The organism is Micromonospora sp. NPDC048169 (assembly GCF_040652815.1).
GTDB lineage: Bacteria > Actinomycetota > Actinomycetes > Mycobacteriales > Micromonosporaceae > Micromonospora.
On record NZ_JBEZMS010000007.1, the window covers coordinates 40315 to 60096 of the forward strand.

Below are 19782 nucleotides of genomic sequence, written 5' to 3' on the forward strand. Positions count from 1 at the left end.
AACTGTATGAAATTCGCCCCCCACGGTCAGTATGGACGGCGCGACCGGCGTCGGAGGTTCCGGCGAGGGCGTGTCACGTGACAAAAAGAGGACCGTGGAGGACCCGATGCGCACCGTCCTGCGCCGCCCCGACTTCCGTCTCCTCTTCGCCGCGCTCGTCGCGAGCATGGCGGCGGAGTCGGTCCTGCTGCTCGCCCTGGCCGTCTGGGTAAAGGACCTGACCGGTTCGGACAGCATGGCCGGGGCGACCATCTTCGCGGTCATCGCGCCGATGGCGCTCGCCCCGCTGGTCGGCTGGGTGGTCGACCGCTGTCGCAGGCGACCGTTCTTCATCGCCGCCAACCTGGTCGCGGCGGTGCTGCTCGGGCCGTTGCTGGCCGTCCGGGACCGGTCCGACGTCTGGGTGATCTACGTGGTCGCCGCGCTCTACGGGCTGTCGTACATCACCCTCACCGCCGTGCTCAACGGACTCATCCGGCATCTGGTTCCGGCCGAGCTGCTGGCCGACGCGAACGGACTGCTCCAGACCGTCCGGCAGGGCCTGCGCCTGATCGGGCCGCTGGCCGGGGCGGGCGTGTACGCCGCCGTGGGCGGGTGGCTGCTGGTCCTGCTCGCCATGACCGGCTTCGTCACCGCGGCGGCGGTGGTCGCGCGGCTGCGCGTGGAGGAGGGCACACCGTCGCGGCCGGCCCGCCGGGGGCCGTCCGAGCTGGGCGCGGGGCTGCGCCACCTGACCGGCGAGCCGGCGCTGCGCCGGGCGCTGCTCGGGTACGGGCTCGGCTCGCTGGTGATGGGCTTCACCGAGTCGCTGATCTTCGCGTACGTCGATCTGGGCCTGGGCCGCGACGCCGCGTTCGTCGGCGTGCTCGTCATGGTGCAGGGCGTCGGCGGGCTGGCCGGCGGCCTGTTCTCGGCCGCCGTGGTCCGCCGGTTCGGCGAAGTCGGGGCGCTGGCCGCCGGGGTGACGTTCTTCGGACCGGCCGCGCTGGCGCTCGCGTACCCCCGGTTGTGGCTCGGGGTGGTGGCGCTGCTGATGGCCGGCCTCTCGCTGCCACTGACCATGGTGGGGTTGCACACGCTGATCCAGCGGCGGACGCCGCCGCGGCTGCTCGGCCGGGTCACCGCCGCGTCCGAGGCCCTGGTCAGCGGGCCGCAGGCGCTCTCCATCGGCACCGGCGCGCTGCTCGTCGGCGTGTTCGACTACCGGCTGCTGTTCGCGGTGGTGGGGATCGTCACCACGGCGGCAGGCCTCTACCTGTGGCGGGGGCGCGGGCTGACCACGCCGGTCGCGGCGCCGGTCCGGATCCCGGCGCCCCGGCGGCCGGCCGGCGACGGGGTGCTCAGCCGCGGCGGGTCCTGAAACGGCGACGAGCGGCCGTACCCGAACCGGGTACGGCCGCTCGCGGCGTCGTGGGAGATCAGCCGGGCAGCGCGGCCAGGTGCTGCTTGACCTGGGTGATCGAGGGGTTGGTCAGGGCGCTGCCGTCGGTGAAGCGCAGCGTCGGGACGGTCTGGTTGCCGCCGTTGACGCTCATCACGAAGTCCGCGGCGGCGGGGTCCTGCTCGATGTCGACCACCTCGTACGCGATGCCCTCCCGGTCGAGCTGCGACTTCAGCCGGTGGCAGTAGCCGCACCACGGGGTGGAATACATCGTCAGCATGGTCTGCTCCTCCAAGGGGTGACTCGCGCCCGGTCCGATCAGGCCAGGCTAACCGCTGCAACGTCGGACGATGCTGGGATGATTCCCTGCTGTGGGCGTTCACTCAGGTGCGGAACGGGTGCTGGCCGGACTGGATCCGGAGCAGCGGTCCGCGGTGACCGCCCCGGCCGGGCCGGTCTGCATCCTGGCCGGCGCCGGCACCGGCAAGACCCGGGCGGTGACGTCGCGGATCGCGTACCGGGCGCTGACCGGCGACATCGCCGGCCGGCACGTGCTGGCGGTCACGTTCACCGCCCGCGCCGCCGCCGAGATGCGGAGCCGTCTCACTGTGCTCGGGGTGCGGGGTGTGCAGGCGCGCACCTTCCATGCGGCCGCGCTGCGGCAGGTCCGCTACTTCGCGCCCCGGCTGCTGGCCGGGCGGGCGATGCCGGAGCTGCTGGACAGCAAGGTGCGGGTGGTCACGCTCGCCGCCGCCAAGGTCGGCCTGCGCGCCGACCGGGCCGCCGCGCGGGACCTGGCCGCCGAGATCGAGTGGGCCAAGTCGTCGCTTGTCGAGCCGGGGGAGTATGTCGTCGCCGCCGCCAAGGCGCTGCGCGAGACGCCGTACGAGCCGGCCCGGGTCGCCGACGTGTTCGACGCGTACGAACGGCTCAAGCGCGGCAACGGCGTGATCGACTTCGAGGACATGCTGCGCGCCGCGGTCTGGGGCATCGAGGAGCACCCGGACGTCGCCGAGCAGGTGCGCAGCCAGTACCGGCACTTCGTGGTCGACGAGTACCAGGACGTCAACCCGCTCCAGCAGCGGCTGCTGGAGGCGTGGCTGGGCGGCCGGGACGACCTGACGGTGGTCGGCGACGCCAGCCAGACGATCTACTCGTTCACCGGCGCCACCTCGTCGTACCTGGTCGACTTCCCGCGACTGCACCGGGGCGCGACTGTGGTCCGGCTGGTCCGCGACTACCGCTCCACCCCGCAGGTCGTCGGGCTCGCCAACGCGGTGATCTCGCAGGCCCGGGGCGCCGAGGCGCGGCTGCGGCTGGAGCTGCACGGCCAGCGCCGGCCCGGCCCGGAGCCGGACCTGCGGATCTTCACCGACGAGCCGGCCGAGGCCAACGCGGTCGCGGCCCGCTGCCGGGCACTCGTGGCGGGTGGCACCCCGGCGCGGGAGATCGCGGTGCTGTTCCGCACCAACGCCCAGTCCGAGGCGTACGAGAAGGCGCTCTCCGAGGCCGGGGTGCCGTACGTGCTCCAGGGTGCGGAGCGGTTCTTCGAACGGCCCGAGGTGCGCCAGGCGATGATCGCGCTGCGCGCCGCCACCCGATCGGCCGACCCGGGAACACCGCTGCCGACCGCCGTGGTCGAGGCGCTCACCGCCGTCGGCTGGGCGCCAGACGCGCCCCCGCCCGGCGGTGCCGCGCGCGAACGGTGGGAGGCGCTCGCCGCGCTGGTCCAGCTCGCCGAGGAGTACGCGGCGCAGGCCGAGGAGGAGCCCGGCCTGACCGGGTTCACCGAGGAACTCGCCCGGCGGGCCGCCCAGCAGCACGTGCCCACCGTCGAGGGGGTGACACTCGCGTCGCTGCACTCGGCGAAGGGGCTGGAGTGGGACGCGGTGTTCCTGGTCGGGCTGGCCGAGGGCACGCTGCCCACCACGTACGCGAAGACGATGGAGCAGGTCGAGGAGGAACGGCGGCTGCTCTACGTCGGGATCACCCGGGCCCGGGAGTGGCTCTGGCTGTCGTACGCCACGTCGCGCTCGCCGGGTGGCCGGGCCCGGCGGCCGTCGCGGTTCCTGCCCCAGCTCGACCGCTCCGGCGGCGGTGAGCGGGCCGGCGGCGCGGGCCCGGCACGGCGGGCCGAGCGGCGCCGGCCGCAGGTGGTCTCCTGCCGGATCTGCGGCGCCACGCTGCTCGCCGGCGCGGACCGCAAACTGGGCCGTTGCCCGACCTGCCCCTCGGACATCGACGAGGAGCTGTACGAGCGGCTGCGCGAGTGGCGGCAGCGGGTGGCGGGCGCGCAGAAGGTGCCGGCGTACGTGGTCTTCACCGACGCCACGCTCACCGCGCTGGCCGAGCGGAAGCCCGGCCGCACCGAGGAACTGGTGGCGATCGCCGGGATCGGGCCCCGAAAAGTCGGGCTTTACGGGGATACGGTGCTCGCCCTGGTGGCGGGCGCCACGGTGGACGACGTCTGCCCACAGAAAACTTCTGAAAACTAGCCGTAAATCGTTTGCCCTCCCCCGAGGGCGAGGAATAGCCTCATGACACACCTCGCGAGCGGCGCCGTTCTGGCTGCTCAAAGGGGATGAGTCCACGGTCGGCACGAGGAGAGTAGGGAGGTGGCACCAATGAAGATCTTCACTTATGAGCGTCTTGCGGCGATGCCGTCTGCCGTCGCTCCGCTGTCGGCTGTCCGGGTGGCCCCGGCTGCTCGACCGTCGGCTCCGCAGGTGCACCAGGTTCAGGTTCAGGCCGAGCTGATCCTGACCGTTGCGCCGATCGCCGGAGTCGAGGGGACCAGTGGCTTCGCGGGCAAGGGCATCGATGGCGCCAAGAAGCGCACGGATGTCCGCGGCGTTCCACCTCGAGGTAGACCGGTCTGATCCATCAGACCACCGGCTCACCTCGAGGCCGCGGAACCCGCATACCGGGATCCGCGGCCTCAGTTTTTTTGTCCCGCCGAAGTACGTCGGAATGCGATCCACGAGATCGAAGTGAGAGAGAGGTGACCGGAGGATGAGTCTGGCGTTGGCCCCCCTCGACGTGAGCGTCGACGTGGAGGCGAACCTGCCCTGCCGGAAGTTCGACCCCGACCTGTGGTTCTCCGACTCGCCCGCCGAGCTCGAGCTGGCCAAGTCGCTCTGCGGGGACTGCCCGCTGCGCGTCGAGTGCCTGGCCGGGGCGGTGGAGCGAGCCGAGCCCTGGGGCGTCTGGGGCGGCGAGATCTTCGAGCGTGGCGCGGTCGTCCCGCGCAAGCGGCCCCGTGGCCGTCCGCGCAAGGAGGACCTCGCCCGTGACGCGCAGCTCCGGGTCGAGGCGGAGGAGCGACTGGCGGCCAGCGGGCTGTCCGAGTCGCGGAACTCCGTCCGGCTGGCAGCCTGACAAACCTACGTTCCGAAACCGACCGATGCCGGTGTCCCTCCACCGGCCGACCTGAGAGAGAAATTCTGATGCTGAACATGCCGAACGGATTCGAGATGCAACTACTCCACGAAGCGTTGTCCAGGGCCCGAATGCGCCGGCCTCAGGCCGGTCGCACCACCACGAGCACTGAGGCAACCCGTTCCGCCCGTACCGTCGCCATGCGGAGTCGCAGTCAGTCGGCCCGCGACCTGGGCGTTCTGTAGAACGATCGTGAGAAGGGGCGGTGACCGACAGGTCACCGCCCCTTCGCTGTGCTCACTCGGCGGCCGCGCTCTCGCTCGCCGGCCCGCTCTGGTCAGGCCACCGGCGCGAAGCCTGGTAGCCAGCGTTCCAGGATCGACCGGTAGGACGCCTTCGCCTCCAGCTGGCAGAGCACCCCGATCGAACCCAGCGTGACCCGGTGGATCATCAGGTACGACGGGGGCAGGTTGAGCTGGCGGCTCAGCTGGTAGGCGGGGGAGCGGGGACTGGCCAGCCGGGTCGCCTCGGCGCGCAGCCAGGCCCGGGTGAAGCGGAACTCGTCGGCGGCGATCGGCTCCAGCATCGGGCGGAGGAAGTCGAGCACCGCCGGGGCGTCGATCGACTCGGTACGGCTGACGAAGCCCTCGGCGCGCAGCCCTTCCACCACCGCGTCGGCGTCCTCGCGCAGCGCCAGCGCCGCGATCCGGCCGATCGGCTCCGGCGTGCCCTGCGGCATCCGGGCCACCGCCCCGAAGTCGATCACGCCGAGCCGCCCGTCCGGGAGCAGCCGGAAGTTGCCCGGGTGCGGGTCGGCGTGCAGCAGCCCGGCCCGCTCCGGCGCGGACAGGTGCAGCTCGGCCATCAGCCGGCCGGCCTCGTTCCGCTGCTCCTCGGTGCCCTCGCGGATGATCTGGGACAGCGGGATGCCCTCCACCCACTCGGTGATCAGCACCCGGGGTGCGGCGTCGAGCACCTCCGGGATGAAGATGTCCGGATCGTCGGCGTACGCGGCGGCGAACGCCCGCTGCGACTCCGCCTCCAGCTCGTAGTCCAGCTCCTCGGTGATGCGTTCGCGCAGCTCGGCCAGGAGCGGCTTCACGTCCAGCCCCGGCTGGATGGCCCGGAACATGCCGCCGAGCCGGGAGAGCTGCTTGAGGTCGGCGAGCAGGGCGTCACCGGCGCCCGGGTACTGGATCTTCACGGCCACGTCCCGGTGCAGGGGGCCGCCGTCCGGCCCGTACCCCGGGTCGCGCCAGACCGCGCGGTGCACCTGCCCGATGCTCGCCGCGGCGGCCGGAGTGTCGTCGAAGGAGACGAACCGGTCGCGCCAGTCCGGGCCGAGTTGCTCGGCCAGCACCCTGTGCACCGTCGCCGCCGGCAGCGGCGGCGCGGCCTCCTGGAGTTTGGTGAGCGCCTGCCGGTAGGGCGCGGCGACCTCCTCGGGCAACGCCGCCTCGAACACCGAAAGGGCCTGGCCGAACTTCATCGCCCCGCCCTTGAGCTGCCCGAGCACGCTGAACAACTGCTCGGCGGTGCGCTGCTGGATCTCGGCGGAGATGACGTCGGACGCGAGGCCGGTCACCCGCTTGCCCATGCCGAGGACGGTTCGACCGGCGAACCCGAGCGGCAGGGCGGCGAGTTTGGCGGTGCGGGACACGGCCCGGCGCGGGATGTCGGTCACCCGGCCATTGTTACCGACTCGGGGCCTCCGCTGCTGCCGTGCGGCGGGTAGCGACCGGCGTCGACCGGATCGGGCGACGCCGGCAGCAGCCGCAGGAGGGGTGCGGCGGCCACCGTCGGTGACGGACGCGACCCGGACCGCGGATCTCCACCGCGCCGCCGAGCGTCTCCGGCTGGGCGCCGTCGAGCTGGGCCAGCACCTCCGCCGTCGCGAAGGCCGCCCCGGCCAGCCCGGTGGCGACGGCGCAGGCCCGCTCGCCCCGGTCGGCGGCGAGCTGGGCGGCGAGCGCGGGCCAGTCCGGATCCCGGTCGCCGCGATGCAGGTCGAGGCAGCGCAGGCAGGGCCCGACGGGCGGGCGGACCAGCGGACCGATCACCGGTACGCCGCCGCGCAGGTCGAGCAGCAGGTGGGGCTGGCGTCGGCGGGCGTACCCGGTGGCGAGCAGTTCCGCCGGACGGTCCACGCCGAGCTGCACCACCAGGTCCGGCCGGGTGCCCCGCAACGGGGCGGTGACCGTGCCGGGCGCGCACCGCTCCAGCGTCGCGCGTACCGCCGGGGCCAGCGGCCGGCCCAGCTCCGCGGTGGTCAGGCCGGTCCCGGCCAGGTCACCGGCGCCCACCGGGCCGGCCAGATCGGGTACGACGTGCCCGACGCCGGCGTGGGCCAGCGCGACGGCGACCGCCGCGCCGAGTCGTCCCGTGCCGGTGACCAGCACCCGCGCGCCCCGGCGGCGGCGCAGCAGCCGGGCCGGGGTGCCGGGCAGGTCGGGTGACGCGAGCGCCAGCGCGGCGGCCTCGGCGGCCAGCCGGGCCCGGGCCGAGCCGGTGAGGTCACGGGGGAGCAGCGCCTGCGCCGGCACCACCAGTCCGGCCTCCCGGAGCGTGTAGAGCAGGGCGCGGGCCTCGTCGGGCGGGATCCGGACGGCGCCCGCCTCGGCCAGCACGGCGCGTTCGCTGCGGGTGCCGTCGAGCAGGTCGAGCAGGCGGGCGGTCCCGGGCGAGGACATCTCCAGCAGCACCGCCCGGCCGGGCTGCTCGCCGAGCTGGAGCGTGTGCCGGTCGCGCCAGAGCCGGGTCAGGCCGGGTAGCAGAATGGGACGGACGAGCGGTGTCGGGTCGGTCACGCAACTGATGGTGACCGTCTCCACGCGCTCCGTCGCTCGTTGTCCACAGGTGCGGCGTGCCGTGGCCAGTGCTGTCCACAGGATCTCGCCGGTTTTCCACAACCAGCCGGTAACCGTGTCGGCTACGCGACGGGGGAGGGCGGCCACCGGCCGCCCTCCCCCGTGTGTGTCCTACGGGTCAGACCTTGGCCTTGCCCAGGATGCGGTTCACTGTTGTGCCGCACACCGGGCACTTGCCCTTGGCCATGTTCATGCCGGTCTTCGAGACCTCCACGTGCCCCTCGAAGTCCCGCTTCTCCTTGCACTTCACGCAGTAACCGTTGTAGGTCTGGGCCTGGTCGGCCACGGTAGCCTCCTCGTCTAGTCCGCCGGAGGTGTCCGGCGGGTCTCCCTGCGGCGGCCCACGCGTGGCACCGGCGCCGGGGGTTCTCCGCGGCCAGTCACCTGACCGTGGTTGGCGGACCCTACCCAGGTCTGGGCGGTTCCATGTCAGCTGTACGCCGACTCTGTGAGCAAGTCGACGTCGAGAGTGTGCATGCCGAGTAACGTCGGATAAGTCAGTTTCGCGCGGACACGCCGGATGAATGCACCCAGATCCGCTTCGCGCCGCCCCGCCGGCCGTCACCCGTCGTAGATCACTTAACGTGAACAGGGCCGGTCAGGTGATGGTCAGCTACCGTCGCAAAGAATTTTTTCCGGACTCCGGACAATCAACCATCATTTTCCGGGCGCGTGTCGTCGTGTTGACTCTTGCGGAGCCCTGGTCAGTACGCATTACCTTTCCCTCGTGACAGTCAACCGAGGCTGCGCGGACCGGTAATGGCCGTGACGCGGAAGCCCGTCGTCGAGGTGCGGCGCAGCCAGCGCCGGCGGCGCACGGTGTCCGCGTACCGGGACGGGGAGCGCGTCGTCGTGCTGATCCCCGACCAGTTCTCCCGGGCCGAGGAGAGCGAGTGGGTCGACCGGATGCTCGCCCGGCTCGCCGCCCGCGAGGGCCGCCTGGCCCGCTCGGACGCCGAACTGCTCGCCCGCGCCGCCCGCCTGATCGACAGCTACCTGACCGAGTACGGTTCGGCCGCCGCCCCGGCGAGCGTCCGCTGGGTCACCAACCAGAACGGCCGCTGGGGCTCCTGCACGCCCGCCGACCGCACCATCCGGATCTCGCACCGCGTCCAGGACATGCCCGACTGGGTGATCGACTACGTGCTGCTGCACGAGCTGGCTCATCTCATCGTGCCCAGCCACAACGCCGAGTTCTGGGCGCTCGTCGCCCGTTACCCGAGGTCGGAGCGGGCCCGCGGCTACCTGGAGGGCGTTGCCGCCACCGCCGCCGTCCCCTGACCATCCCGCCTTTGCGGTCGATCATGAAGTTGGCCCGGCGTTTCGTCCGCTTCGTCACCGCCAACCTCATGATCGTGCACGGAAGCGGGTCGGGGCGGGGGTTAAGGTCGGCGGATGTCGCGACGTGTGGTGGTGGCGCTGCTCGGCCCGGTGACCTGGTCACCGCCCGGAATCGATCCGACGCGATGGCGTGCCGCGCTCGCCGAGGACGTGGTGGACCTGCTGGCCACCCTGAACGAGGTGGAGACAGCGGTGGCGGTCACGGCCCGGGACCGATGGCTGGCCGACGCCGTGGTCTGGCCCGGCACCCAGGTGTACGAGGTGACCGAGCCGACGCCGAACGCGGTGTTCGCGGCGATCATCGGCGACCAGGCGGTCCACGAGGACGGCGCAGCCGGCTACGACCAGGTGGCGGTGGTGGCGGCGGACACGCCGGACCTGCCCGGGCTGACGCTCGGCAAGCTGCTGCGGCCGCTCACCACCCGGCCGGTGGCGGTGGCCCCGGCCGAGGGAAGCGGAACCGGGCTGCTGGGGGTGGCGGCGCGACTGCCCGTACCGGCGTGGCTGCCGGCGCTGGATCTGGACACGACCGCCCCGACCGAGGTGCGGCGGGCGGCACCGAGCCCGGGGGACGTGGCGGTCACCGCCGGCTGGCACCGGCTGCGCGGCCCCGCCGACCTGGCCGCCCTCGATCCGGCGGTCGAGGGCTGGGAGGCCACCCGGGCCCTGCTGTCCGGCCGCCCCGTCTGACCGCCGCCCGCCCCGCCCGCCGCCCGCTCCGCCCGCTCCCCGCCCCGTCGATCTTGGAGTTGTGGCACCTGACAGAAGCCGCCTTCGGGACATCCTGGGCGCCACAGCTCCAAGATCGACGGTGAGATGGGCGGGGTGGGGTGGCGGGCGGGGCGGGGGGTGGGACGTGGACGGGGCCCGCACGGTGATCCGTGCGGGCCCCGTCGCGTACTGCGTCAGCGCTTGTCGTCGTCCTCGCCGGGGGCCTTCTCCTCCGGGGCGCCGGGGGCGGAGAAGTCGAAGTTCGCCAGCTCGTCGTCGAGATCGGTGCTGGTCGTGGCGAACGCCTCCGGGGCGGCGAAGTCGTCGTCGGAGGGCAGCAGGTCCGGGTGGCCCCAGACCGCGTCCCGCCCGGCGATGCCGCGGTGCTCGGTCAGCGCCGCCCACAGCACCGACGCCTCGCGCAGCCGGCGGGGCCGCAGTTCGAGGCCGACCAGCGCGGCGAACGTCTGCTCGGCCGGGCCACCCGCGGCGCGGCGGCGGCGGAACGCCTCGCCGAGGCGTACCACGTTGGGCAGGCGGTCACCGGCGGCGCTGTCGACGACGTGGCAGACCCAGCCCTCGACCAGCGCGAGCACTGTCTCCAGCCGGGCCAGCGACGCCTTCTGCGCGGGCGTGTCCTCCGGCGTGAAGATGCCCTCCAGCGCGATCGCCTGCATCGACTCCGGGTCGGTCGGGTCGACCCGGCCCATCGCCTCCTCGATCGCCTCCCGGTTGACCCGGATGCCGGCGGCGTAGTTCTCCACCGCCGTCAGCACGTGCCCGCGCAGCCACGGCACGTGCTGGAACAGGCGCTGGTGAGCGGCCTCGCGCAGGGCCACGTAGAGGCGTACCTCGTCCTCGGGCAGCTCCAGGCCCTCGCCGTACACCTTGATGTTGGCGGGAACGAGCGCGGCGGTGCCGGCGGGGCCCAGCGGCAGGCCGATGTCACCGGCGGAGAGCACCTCGGCGGCGAGCGAGCCGAGCGCCTGGCCGAGCTGGCCGCCGAAGAGGGCGCCGCCGAGCGTGGCGACCATCGACTGCATCGGGCCGAGCTGGGCGCGGGCCTCCGGTGGCACCAGGTCGCCCATCGCGCCGACCATCCGGCTGGCCACCGGGTCGCAGAGCTTGCGCCACACGTCGAGCGTCTTGAAGATCCACTCGTTGCGGTTCCAGGCGACCGAGGTGCGGACGCCGGAGGGCCACGAGGTCGCCGGCTCCAGCCAGAGGTCGGCGATGCGCAGCGCCTCCTCGACCGCGTTGCGTTCGAACGGCGACACCGCCGGGTCGCCGGCGGCGGCGAGCTGACTGGCGGCCACCTGACGGGCGAGGTCCCAGTTGACCGGCCCGCTGCCCGGCGCCGAGAGCAGGTGCTGCAACTGCGACATGAACTGCTGCATCGCCGCGGGGTCGTTGGGGTCTGGTGGTTGACCACCCGGGAGCGCGAAGCCGAACGGAATATCAGGCACGACGTCTACGGTACGCGGGGCCCGCCGCAGGTCGGGCCACTCGGCGTTGCGCTGAGGGCGAAGTCCGCCGGTCACCGCGCCGGATGGCGGGGGTCGGATCGGTACGCTCTGGCGCATGAGACGTCGCGGCGTGACCGTCCTCCTCGGTGCCCTGCTCACCGCCCTGCTCAGCATCGGTGTGCTGAGCGTGCCGCTGCCGTACGTGGTGCTCGGCCCCGGTCCGACGGTGAACACGCTGGGCCGCGAGGACGGCAAGGAGGTCATCCAGGTGACCGGCCGCGCGACGTCCACCTCCGCCGGTCAGCTCCGGCTCACCACTGTCGGTGTGCAGCCGACGGTGCGGCTCCGGTCGGCGCTGGCCGGATGGTTCTCCTCGGACGAGGCGGTGGTGCCGCGGGAACTGGTCTACCCGCCGGGGGAGTCGCAGGAGGAGGTCGAGAAGCGCAACGCGGAGGACTTCCAGAACTCGCAGACCAGCGCCGAGACGGCGGCGCTGCGCCAACTGGGCTACCCGGTCAAGGTGCTGGTCAAGGCGGTCACGCCGGGCGGCCCGTCGGTCGACGTGCTGCGGCCCGACGACGTGCTCACCTCGGTCGACGGGGTGCAGGTGACGAGCGCGGCCAAGCTCACCGAGCTGATCCGGTCCAAGCCGGCGGGCACCGCGCTGAAGATCGGCTACACCCGGGGCGACACCCCGGGCACCGCCACTGTGACCAGCCGCGAACAGGACGGCCGGCCGCGCATCGGCGTGGAGATCGACCAGCAGCAGCCGCACCCGTTCAACCTCAAGATCGACCTGGGTGACATCGGCGGTCCCAGTGCCGGGCTGATGTTCTCGCTCGGCATCATCGACAAGCTGGAGCCGGCCGACCTCACCGGCGGGAAGATCATCGCCGGTACCGGCACCATCGACGACGAGGGCCGGGTCGGCCCGATCGGCGGCATCGCGCAGAAGCTGGTCGGCGCCAAGGACGCGGGCGCGAAGGCGTTCCTGGTGCCCGCCGACAACTGCGCCGAGGCGGTCCGCAACCCTCAGCCGGACCTGCCGCTGCTGAAGGTCGCCACGCTCGACGAGGCGTTGAAGGCGCTCGAAACGTTGCGGTCCGGGGGCCAGCCGACGCGCTGTTGAGGCGGGCCGGCCGGCGGCCACCGGGCGGATCGTGACGTGACCTTGACCCGACGTGCTCAGGAACACCCCGTACTCTTGGTGCCTGGTCGGAGCCGATCACATCGAGCGTGCGGAGCCAAACAGTGGTCATGCGTAGCAGTCCCTTACCGAGGATGAGCCGGCGCGGACGCGTCACCATCGGTGTCCTGATCGGGGTGTTCGTCTTGTTCACCCTCCTCGGGTGGGGCGTCAACGCCTGGACCGACTGGCTCTGGTTCGACGAGGTCCGCTACACCCAGGTCTTCACCGGCGTGCTCGCCACCCGGCTGCTGCTGTTCCTGGTGGTCGGCGTCGGCATGGCGCTGATCGTCGGCGGCAACCTCTGGCTGGCGTACCGGCTGCGGCCCCGGATGCGTCCGCACTCGGCCGAGCAGGCGACGCTGGAGCGCTACCGGATGCTGCTGAGCCCGCGGCTCGGCACCTGGATCGCGCTCGCCGCCGCCGTCGTCGGGCTGTTCGCCGGCCTCTCCGCGCAGAGCCGGTGGGCCCAGTGGCTGCTGTTCCGCAACGGCGGCGACTTCGGGGTGAAGGACCCGGAGTTCGGCGTCGACGTCGGCTTCTACGTCTTCCAGCTCCCGTTCTGGCGCTACCTGCTCGGCGTCGGCTTCACCGTCGTGGTGCTGTCGCTGCTCGGCGCGCTCGCCGTGCACTACATCTTCGGCGGGGTGCGGCTCCAGGGCGTCGGCGACCGGATGACGAACTCCGCCCGCGCCCACCTCAGCTCGCTGGTCGCCGTGTTCGTGCTGCTCAAGGCCGTCGCCTACGTGCTGGACCGGCGGGCCATGCCGCTGGAGTACAACGAGGGCGCCAAGCTCTACGGCGCCGGCTACGCCGACGTGAACGCGCTGCTGCCGGCGAAGGAGATCCTCGCCTGGATCTCGATCGTGGTGGCCCTGGCGATCATCGTGTTCTCCAACGCGGTCATGCGGAACCTGGTCTGGCCGGGCATCTCGCTCGCCCTGCTCGGCGTGTCCGCGGTGGCGATCGGCGGCATCTACCCGTGGGCGGTGCAGACGTTCGAGGTCAAGCCGAGCGCCCGGGACAAGGAGGCGCCGTACATCGAACGCAGCATCAAGGCCACCCGGTCCGCGTTCGGCCTCGACGGCACGAAGACCACGCCGTACGCGGCCAGCAACCTCGTACCACCCGCCAGCCTGGCCACCGACACCTCGGTGGTGTCGAACATCAGGCTGCTCGACCCGCAGCTCGTCTCCGAGACGTACACGCAGCTCCAGCAGGTCCGTGGCTTCTACGACTTCGGCTCGAAGCTGGACATCGACAGGTACTCGGTGAATGACAAGACCTCCGACTACGTGGTCGGCGTCCGTGAGATCAACTACGGCGAGCTGACCGACCAGCAGAACAACTGGATCAACCGCCACACCGTCTACACCCACGGGTACGGCCTGGTGGCCGCCCCGGCGAACCAGGTGGTCTGCGGCGGCCAGCCGTACTTCGTCTCCGGCTTCCTCGGCGAGAAGGCGCAGGAGGCGTGCTCCGCGCCGACCGAGGAGATCCCGGCCCAGCAGCCGCGGATCTACTACGGCGAGCGGATGGAGGCGAACGACTACGCGATCGTCGGGCAGAACGGCGACCGCAACGTCGAGTTCGACCGCCCCACCTCCACCGGCGGTGAGCAGTACTACACCTACACCGGCGAGGGCGGCGTCAAGATCGGTTCGTTCCCGCGCCGGCTGCTCTACGCGATCAAGGAGCAGGAGTCGAACTTCCTGCTCTCCGAGGCGGTGAACGAGAACTCGAAGCTGCTGTACGTGCGCAACCCGCGCGACCGGGTGGAGAAGGTCGCGCCGTTCCTCACGCTCGACGGCGACCCGTACCCGGCGGTCGTGAACGGGCGCGTCCTGTGGATCATCGACGGCTACACCACCGCGGCGACCTACCCGTACGCCGAGCGGGTCAACCTCCAGGCCGAGACGGCCGACGAGCTGACCGGCCGGGGCACGTTCCAGCTCGCCCGGGAGAACGTCAACTACATCCGCAACTCGGTGAAGGCGACTGTCGACGCGTACGACGGCACGGTCAAGCTCTACTCGTACGACGACGCGGACCCGGTGCTCAAGGCGTGGAACAAGGCGTTCGGCGGTGACGTGGTGCTGCCCAAGGGCGACATCCCGGCCGAGCTGGCCGAGCACTTCCGCTACCCGGCCGACCTGTTCAAGGTGCAGCGCAACCTGCTCACCAAGTTCCACGTCACCGACCCCGGCGACTTCTACTCCGGCCAGGACTTCTGGCAGGTGCCGAACGTGCCGGACGCGCCGGACAGCGGGCAGAAGCAGCCGCCGTACTACCTGTTCACCCAGTTCCCCGGGCAGGAGGGGCCGCGCTTCCAGTTGACCTCGGCGGTCACCCCGAACGGGCGGCAGAACCTGGCCGCGCTGGTCTCCGGGTCGTACGTCGACGGGCAGCCGAGACTTGAGGTGCTGGAGCTACCGGACCAGACCCGGATCTCCGGGCCGACACAGGTGCACCAGCAGATGACGAACAACGGCGACATCCGGCAGCAGCTCAACCTGCTGTCGTCCAACCAGGCACAGGTGCAGTACGGCAACCTGCTCTCGCTGCCGTTCGCCGACGGCATGCTCTACGTCGAGCCGGTGTACGTGAAGAGCAGCAGCCAGGATGCGTACCCACTGCTGCAGAAGGTGCTGCTCTCCTACGGTGACGGCGGCTCGTACGTGGTGCTCGCCAACAACCTCAGCGACGGCATCAAGCAGCTCGTCGAGCAGGGCAAGCGGGCGCCGAACAACAACCCGCCGCCCAGCACCGACGACAGGCCCACGCCCGACAGCCCCACGCCGTCGCCGACCGCGGGTGACACCAACACGCCGCCGGTGAGCGGGGAACTGGCCCAGGCGGCCGCCCGGGTGCAGACCGCGATCGGTGAGGTCAAGGCCGCGCAGGCGTCCGGCGACTTCGAGCGGTACGGGCGGGCGCTGAAGGCGCTGGACGAGGCGATGAGCGCGTTCCAGCAGGCCCAGGCCGCGTCGAACGGCTCGGGCAACCCGGCGCCGTCGGGCAGTGTCTCGCCACCGGCGCCGACGTCACCCGCGCCGTCACCGGGCGGCTGACGCCCCGGCCGACAGCACGAGCCGACACCACGAGCCCGTGGTCCGGGACCGCAACGGTCACCCGGGCCACGGGCTCGTCTCGTCTCGTCCGTCGAGCGGGACGCCCGGCCGCGTCGCCACCGGGTACCCGTTTTGCGCCTCACCGGGTCGGTGCGCTACGGTTGTCGAGCCGACGCGGGGTGGAGCAGCTCGGTAGCTCGCTGGGCTCATAACCCAGAGGTCGCAGGTTCAAATCCTGTCCCCGCTACTCGTGACGAAGGCCCCGGAGTTCTCTCCGGGGCCTTCGTCGTTCCGCCCGGCAAGCGCCACCAGCCGGCCGCGTCGCCTTTCCGCCGGCCGCGCGCCGGATCGGGGGACCCGGCTGATCTCGAGGATCGGAGTGCGATAAGCTGTACGAGCCGACGCGGGGTGGAGCAGCTCGGTAGCTCGCTGGGCTCATAACCCAGAGGTCGCAGGTTCAAATCCTGTCCCCGCTACCAAAGTTCAGGCCCGGAATCCACGGATTCCGGGCCTGAACTCATTCCGGGGCCGTCTCGGTGAGGACGAGCAGTTCCGCACGGGCCAGCCGGAGCTGTTCGTCAGTGACATAGGCGGTGCCGATGGCGATGGCGAGCCCCTCCGCGGCGTACCGGACGGCCCAGACCCGGCCCGGTGGCAGGCCGTCGGCCTCGAAGGCACGGTTCCAGCGTGCCGGGTCCTCGGGGTCCACCGCCAGCACGTGCTCCATGCTGTCGACCCCGAGTTGGGCGAGCAGGCCGGTGGCGCTGCCCAGTTCCGCCAGGTACGCGCTGTCTCCGGTGAGGGCGCGCACGTAACCACGGGTGAAGGCGCCCGGCCGCTCGTCGCCGCTGTCGACGTGGGCGTTCACCTCTTCCCAGACGCGTGTGACCACCTGCTCGACCAGGGCGGCGAGCAGGTCCTCCCGGGAGGGGAAGTGGTGCATCAGGCCGCTCTTCGTGACGCCCGCCTCCCGGGCGACGGCGGCCAGGCTGACGTTGGCGCCGTGGCGGGTGATCATCCGTTCGGCGGCGTCCAGCACCGCTCGCCGGGTGCGCGCACGATCGCGGATGGGACGACGTTCAGTGGTCGACACGTGCACCTCCAGGAGACACGGGCTCGGAGGGAATGATCTTCCAGGCCACTACCGAGGCGACCACAAGGATCACGGCGGCGACGAAGGTGGCGGACTGCATCGCCTGGGCGAACGCGTCCTGCGCCGCGGCCACGACGCCGGGTGCCGGTGCCCCGTACACGGCCGCCGCCAGGGAGTCCTCCGCCAGTGCCCGATCGGCGGCGGTGGCCTCGGCGGGGAGGGCCAGCGACGAACGGTAGAGCAGCCCGTGCAACGAGCCGAGGACCGCGATGCCGAGCGCGCCCCCCAGCTCGTACGCCGTCTCGGCCACCGCCGAAGCGGCGCCCGCGCGCCGCTCCGGGACGGCGCCGACGACGGCGTCGGTGGAGAGGGTCATGGCGACACCGATGCCGAGCCCGATGACGGCGAGGCCGATGCCCAGCCCCCAGTAGGTCCGGAGGTCGACGCTGAGCCCCATGACGGTGAGCCCGGCGGCGGCGACCAGCAGTCCCAGCCCGATCGCGCGGCCCGCACCGAGCCGCGACAGCAGGACGCCGATCAGCGCCACGACGAGCACCGCGGCGAGTGTGCCGGGCAACTCGGCGACGCCTGCCTTGAGCGGGCCGAAGCCGCGAACCAGTTGCAGGTACTGGGAGAAGAAGAACAGCAGCCCCAGGAACCCGAAGATGGCCAGCACGTTGGCGGCGAGCGCACCCGAGAACGCCGGCACCCGGAACAGTGAGACGTCGAGCAGGGGCACCGCCAGGCGGTTCTGCCGCCGTACGAACCACCATCCGGCCAGCAGCCCGACGGCGGTGGCCGTCACGGTGAGCGCGTCGACCCCGTCGCTGAAGAGGCGCTTGAGGGCGAAGACCAGCGGGACGATCGTGGCGATGGACAGCGCCGAGGAGCCGACGTCGATCCGGGCCGGCGCCTCACCCTTCGACTCCGGCAGCAGCAGCCATCCCGCCACCAGCGCCAGCACCATCACCGGCACGTTGATCAGGAAGACCGATCCCCACCAGAAGCGCTCCAGCAGCACGCCGCCCACCAGCGGGCCGAGCGCGGCGCCGGCGGTGGCCCCGGCCGACCAGAGCGCGATGGCCCGGGCCCGCTGGGCGCGATCGGCGAACATCGACCGGACGATGGAGAGCGTCGACGGCATCAGCGTGGCGCCGGCCAGGCCGAGGAGGGCGCGGGCCGCGATCAGCACCTCCGGGGTGGTGGCGAAGGCCGCCAGCACGGACGCCGAGCCGAACCCCACGGTGCCGATCATCAGCAGCCGCTTGCGACCGATCCGGTCGGCGAGGTTGCCCATCGTGATCAGGAGCCCGGCGAGCACGAAGGCGTAGATGTCCCCGATCCACAGGATCTGGGTGGCGGTGGGCCCGATGTCCTCCGTCAGCGACGGGACCGCGAGGTAGAGGACGGTCCCGTCGACGGCCAGGAGGAGGACCACGAGAACGAGCACCACGAGGGCCGCCCACTCCCGCTTTCCGGCAAGGGCCCGTGCGGAGGTCGAGGGCAGGGAGGAAGTCACCAGGGAACCCTAACAGTCCAAATGGACGGTTAATCGTGAGTCGGGCCACGCGGACTGTGCCGGCGACCCCGCGCCGTGTCCGGCGACATCCGCCCTGTCCGCCGTGCCCCGGTTGCGGGTCTCGGCGAGGATGGGGGCATGTCTGCATGGAACAAGTGGTGGGGCCGCCTGGGCGCGGTCCTCGGTACGGTCGTGCTCTCGGTCTTCGTGCCGGTCGCGGCCTGGGCGTCGAGCGGTACCGGCGAGATCGTGGTGGAGGCGGCCCGCCGCCGCTCCCGTGGTGGGTTCGGCATCATCGGCCTGCTCTGCTGCCTCGTGGTGGTCGGCGGCATCGTGCTGCTGGTGGTGCTGCTCACCCGCGGCCGCCGCAACCGGCCCCCGCGCTGACGCCCCTGCCCACCCCGCCCACGCCGGGCGGGGTGGGGCGGGTCACCCGGCGAGAGCGGTGTTGGCCTGGGCCATGAAGCGGGAGGTGGCGGTGCGGGCGCCGGCCCGCTTGGCGCGGATGCTCTCGGCCGCCTCGATCAGCAGCGTGCGCACCGCCGCGTGCCCCTTGGGCGGCGGCGCGGGCGACGGGCCGGCCAGATCCGCCAGCTCGGCGCCGAGCGCGGCCATGCGCCTCTCGGCCCGGCCGGTCACCTCCTCGGCGACGAACGAGCGCACCTGCTTGCTGGCGTTCAGGCCGCGTTCCAGGCCGAGGAGACGGCCGGCCGCCACGTTCGTGGTCAGGAAGTCGAGCACGTCCACCACCGCCCCCGGGTGGCGGGTGCCCCGGAAACCGGCCCAGTACATCGACGCGCGCGGCCACTGCGCGGCGGGCGTGCCCGGGAAGGCGACCGCGCCCAGCTCGTCGTCGGTCAGGCCCTGCAGCTCCGGCAACTGGTGCGACCAGGCGAAGGAGGCGGCGGTGTGCCCGGTGACCACGAGCTGGCGGGCCAGCTCGCCGCTGTCGGCCTGCTCGACCAGGGCGGCGCTCGGTGTGGCCCGGTCGAAGCGCGCCACCTCCCAGAACTCGAACCAGGCGAGCAGTTCGGCGGAGCTGAACCCGAGCTGCCGCCCCTGGTACAGCTCGCTGCCCTGGCCGCGCAGCCACAACCAGAACGCCCGGTAGTCGCCGGAGGCGTCCATGGTGCCGGCCACCCGGTTGCCGGAGGCGCGCGTGACCCGGGCGGCCCAGGACGCGTACTCCTTCCAGGACATCCCGGTACGCGGCTCGGGCTGGCTTAGCCGGCGCAGCAGCCGGCGGTTGAACACCAGCGCCGCGCTCGTCTGCGCGGCCGGCACACCGACCGTCCGCTCGTCCACCTGGCCGTAGCGGGCCAGTTGCTCCGGCACCTCGCGCAGGTCGAGCCGCTTGTCGGCGACGTACCGGGTGAGATCGAGCAGGATGTCCCGGCCGGCGTACTCGGCGAGCAGGGTGTCGTCGATCTGGAACAGGTCCGGCGGGTTCCCGCCGGTGGCCTGGGTGGCGATCCGGTCGTAGTAGCCGCCCAGCCCCTGCCAGGTGACCCGGAAGCTGACTCGCGGGTTCTGCTGCGAGTACAGCCGCAGCGCCTGCTCGGTGGCCGCGGCCCGGCGGGCGCCGCCCCACCAGAACACAGACAGCTCGATCGGGCCGTCGTCGGCGGCCACCTCGTCCGGGCCGCACCCGGCGAGCACCGGCAGCCCGGCGGCCAGCGGCAGCCCGGTGAGCGCGCCGAGGAACCGTCGCCGGTCGAGCCCGGGACGGGGTACGGACTGCGGAGCGCGCACGGGGTCTCTCCCGAAGG

17 protein-coding genes and 2 tRNA genes are annotated in these 19782 nt (G+C 72.3%); 11 read left to right on the plus strand and 8 right to left on the minus strand.

From position 1 onward, the window contains the following. The first annotated feature begins 31 nt into the window (after positions 1 to 31). On the plus strand, positions 32 to 1360 hold the full coding sequence (locus tag AB0D28_RS08645; protein WP_357383643.1) for an MFS transporter: 1329 nt from the start codon (positions 32 to 34) through the stop codon (positions 1358 to 1360). A 58-nt stretch (positions 1361 to 1418) separates the two neighbouring features. Here AB0D28_RS08645 and AB0D28_RS08650 read toward each other — a convergent pair whose 3' ends face one another. Continuing rightward, complete coding sequence (locus AB0D28_RS08650) at positions 1419 to 1661, minus strand: mycoredoxin (protein WP_357383645.1); 243 nt, start codon at positions 1659 to 1661, stop codon at positions 1419 to 1421. 91 nt (positions 1662 to 1752) lie between these two features. Here AB0D28_RS08650 and AB0D28_RS08655 point away from each other — a divergent pair, with 91 nt between their 5' ends. The 3 genes from AB0D28_RS08655 (at position 1753) to AB0D28_RS08665 (ending at position 4759) form a co-directional block, all read left to right on the plus strand. Continuing rightward, complete coding sequence (locus AB0D28_RS08655) at positions 1753 to 3876, plus strand: ATP-dependent DNA helicase UvrD2 (RefSeq protein ID WP_357383647.1); 2124 nt, start codon at positions 1753 to 1755, stop codon at positions 3874 to 3876. A gap of 129 nt (positions 3877 to 4005) precedes the next feature. Further along, the gene (locus AB0D28_RS08660; protein WP_357383649.1) at positions 4006 to 4260 is read left to right on the plus strand and encodes a hypothetical protein; all 255 of its coding nucleotides are present in this window, start codon (positions 4006 to 4008) and stop codon (positions 4258 to 4260) included. A gap of 133 nt (positions 4261 to 4393) precedes the next feature. Beyond that, on the plus strand, positions 4394 to 4759 hold the full coding sequence (locus tag AB0D28_RS08665) for a WhiB family transcriptional regulator (RefSeq protein ID WP_357383651.1): 366 nt from the start codon (positions 4394 to 4396) through the stop codon (positions 4757 to 4759). Between the two features lie 337 nt (positions 4760 to 5096). Here the strand turns inward: AB0D28_RS08665 and AB0D28_RS08670 are convergent, their stop codons facing one another. From AB0D28_RS08670 to AB0D28_RS08680, 3 genes are all read right to left on the minus strand, one after another. Further along, positions 5097 to 6443, minus strand: coding sequence for an AarF/ABC1/UbiB kinase family protein (locus AB0D28_RS08670; protein ID WP_357383653.1), 1347 nt, complete (start codon positions 6441 to 6443; stop codon positions 5097 to 5099). A 10-nt stretch (positions 6444 to 6453) separates the two neighbouring features. Next, positions 6454 to 7566, minus strand: coding sequence for a hypothetical protein (locus AB0D28_RS08675; protein WP_357383655.1), 1113 nt, complete (start codon positions 7564 to 7566; stop codon positions 6454 to 6456). Positions 7567 to 7744: 178 nt separating this feature from the next. Then, positions 7745 to 7912 (minus strand): DUF5679 domain-containing protein, encoded by a 168-nt coding sequence (locus AB0D28_RS08680; RefSeq protein WP_007464795.1) that lies wholly within the window; start codon positions 7910 to 7912, stop codon positions 7745 to 7747. 473 nt (positions 7913 to 8385) lie between these two features. Between AB0D28_RS08680 and AB0D28_RS08685 the strand changes: the two genes are divergently transcribed. Both AB0D28_RS08685 and AB0D28_RS08690 read left to right on the plus strand, forming a co-directional pair. Then, complete coding sequence (locus AB0D28_RS08685) at positions 8386 to 8907, plus strand: M48 family metallopeptidase (RefSeq protein ID WP_357383657.1); 522 nt, start codon at positions 8386 to 8388, stop codon at positions 8905 to 8907. A 114-nt stretch (positions 8908 to 9021) separates the two neighbouring features. Then, positions 9022 to 9657 carry a hypothetical protein gene (locus tag AB0D28_RS08690; protein ID WP_357383659.1) on the plus strand — a complete coding sequence of 212 codons (636 nt, stop codon included), beginning with the start codon at positions 9022 to 9024 and terminating at the stop codon, positions 9655 to 9657. 215 nt (positions 9658 to 9872) lie between these two features. On the opposite strand, the gene AB0D28_RS08695 is transcribed toward AB0D28_RS08690, so the two are convergent. Beyond that, complete coding sequence (locus tag AB0D28_RS08695; protein WP_357383661.1) at positions 9873 to 11144, minus strand: zinc-dependent metalloprotease; 1272 nt, start codon at positions 11142 to 11144, stop codon at positions 9873 to 9875. Positions 11145 to 11259: 115 nt separating this feature from the next. Between AB0D28_RS08695 and AB0D28_RS08700 the strand changes: the two genes are divergently transcribed. The 4 genes from AB0D28_RS08700 to AB0D28_RS08715 all read left to right on the plus strand — a co-directional run bounded on the left by AB0D28_RS08700 (position 11260) and on the right by AB0D28_RS08715 (position 15880). Continuing rightward, the gene (locus AB0D28_RS08700) at positions 11260 to 12273 is read left to right on the plus strand and encodes a PDZ domain-containing protein (protein WP_357383663.1); all 1014 of its coding nucleotides are present in this window, start codon (positions 11260 to 11262) and stop codon (positions 12271 to 12273) included. A 128-nt stretch (positions 12274 to 12401) separates the two neighbouring features. Then, a complete protein-coding gene (locus AB0D28_RS08705) occupies positions 12402 to 15401 on the plus strand; it encodes a UPF0182 family protein (protein WP_357383665.1) in 3000 nt (999 codons plus the stop codon). Between the two features lie 173 nt (positions 15402 to 15574). After that, positions 15575 to 15648: transfer RNA gene (locus AB0D28_RS08710), tRNA-Met, on the plus strand. A 155-nt stretch (positions 15649 to 15803) separates the two neighbouring features. Continuing rightward, positions 15804 to 15880, plus strand: a tRNA-Met gene (locus tag AB0D28_RS08715). Positions 15881 to 15918: 38 nt separating this feature from the next. Here AB0D28_RS08715 and AB0D28_RS08720 read toward each other — a convergent pair. Continuing rightward, positions 15919 to 16494 (minus strand): TetR/AcrR family transcriptional regulator, encoded by a 576-nt coding sequence (locus tag AB0D28_RS08720; protein WP_357383667.1) that lies wholly within the window; start codon positions 16492 to 16494, stop codon positions 15919 to 15921. Then, complete coding sequence (locus AB0D28_RS08725) at positions 16481 to 18013, minus strand: MFS transporter (protein ID WP_357383669.1); 1533 nt, start codon at positions 18011 to 18013, stop codon at positions 16481 to 16483. The genes AB0D28_RS08720 and AB0D28_RS08725 overlap by 14 nt, the downstream gene beginning before the upstream one ends. Before the next feature lie 138 nt (positions 18014 to 18151). Between AB0D28_RS08725 and AB0D28_RS08730 the strand changes: the two genes are divergently transcribed. Then, entirely contained in the window at positions 18152 to 18400 is a 249-nt protein-coding gene (locus AB0D28_RS08730) for a hypothetical protein (protein ID WP_013475255.1), read from the plus strand. Between the two features lie 42 nt (positions 18401 to 18442). Here the strand turns inward: AB0D28_RS08730 and AB0D28_RS08735 are convergent, their stop codons facing one another. Beyond that, positions 18443 to 19765 (minus strand): extracellular solute-binding protein, encoded by a 1323-nt coding sequence (locus tag AB0D28_RS08735; protein ID WP_357383672.1) that lies wholly within the window; start codon positions 19763 to 19765, stop codon positions 18443 to 18445. Positions 19766 to 19782: the final 17 nt, after the last annotated feature.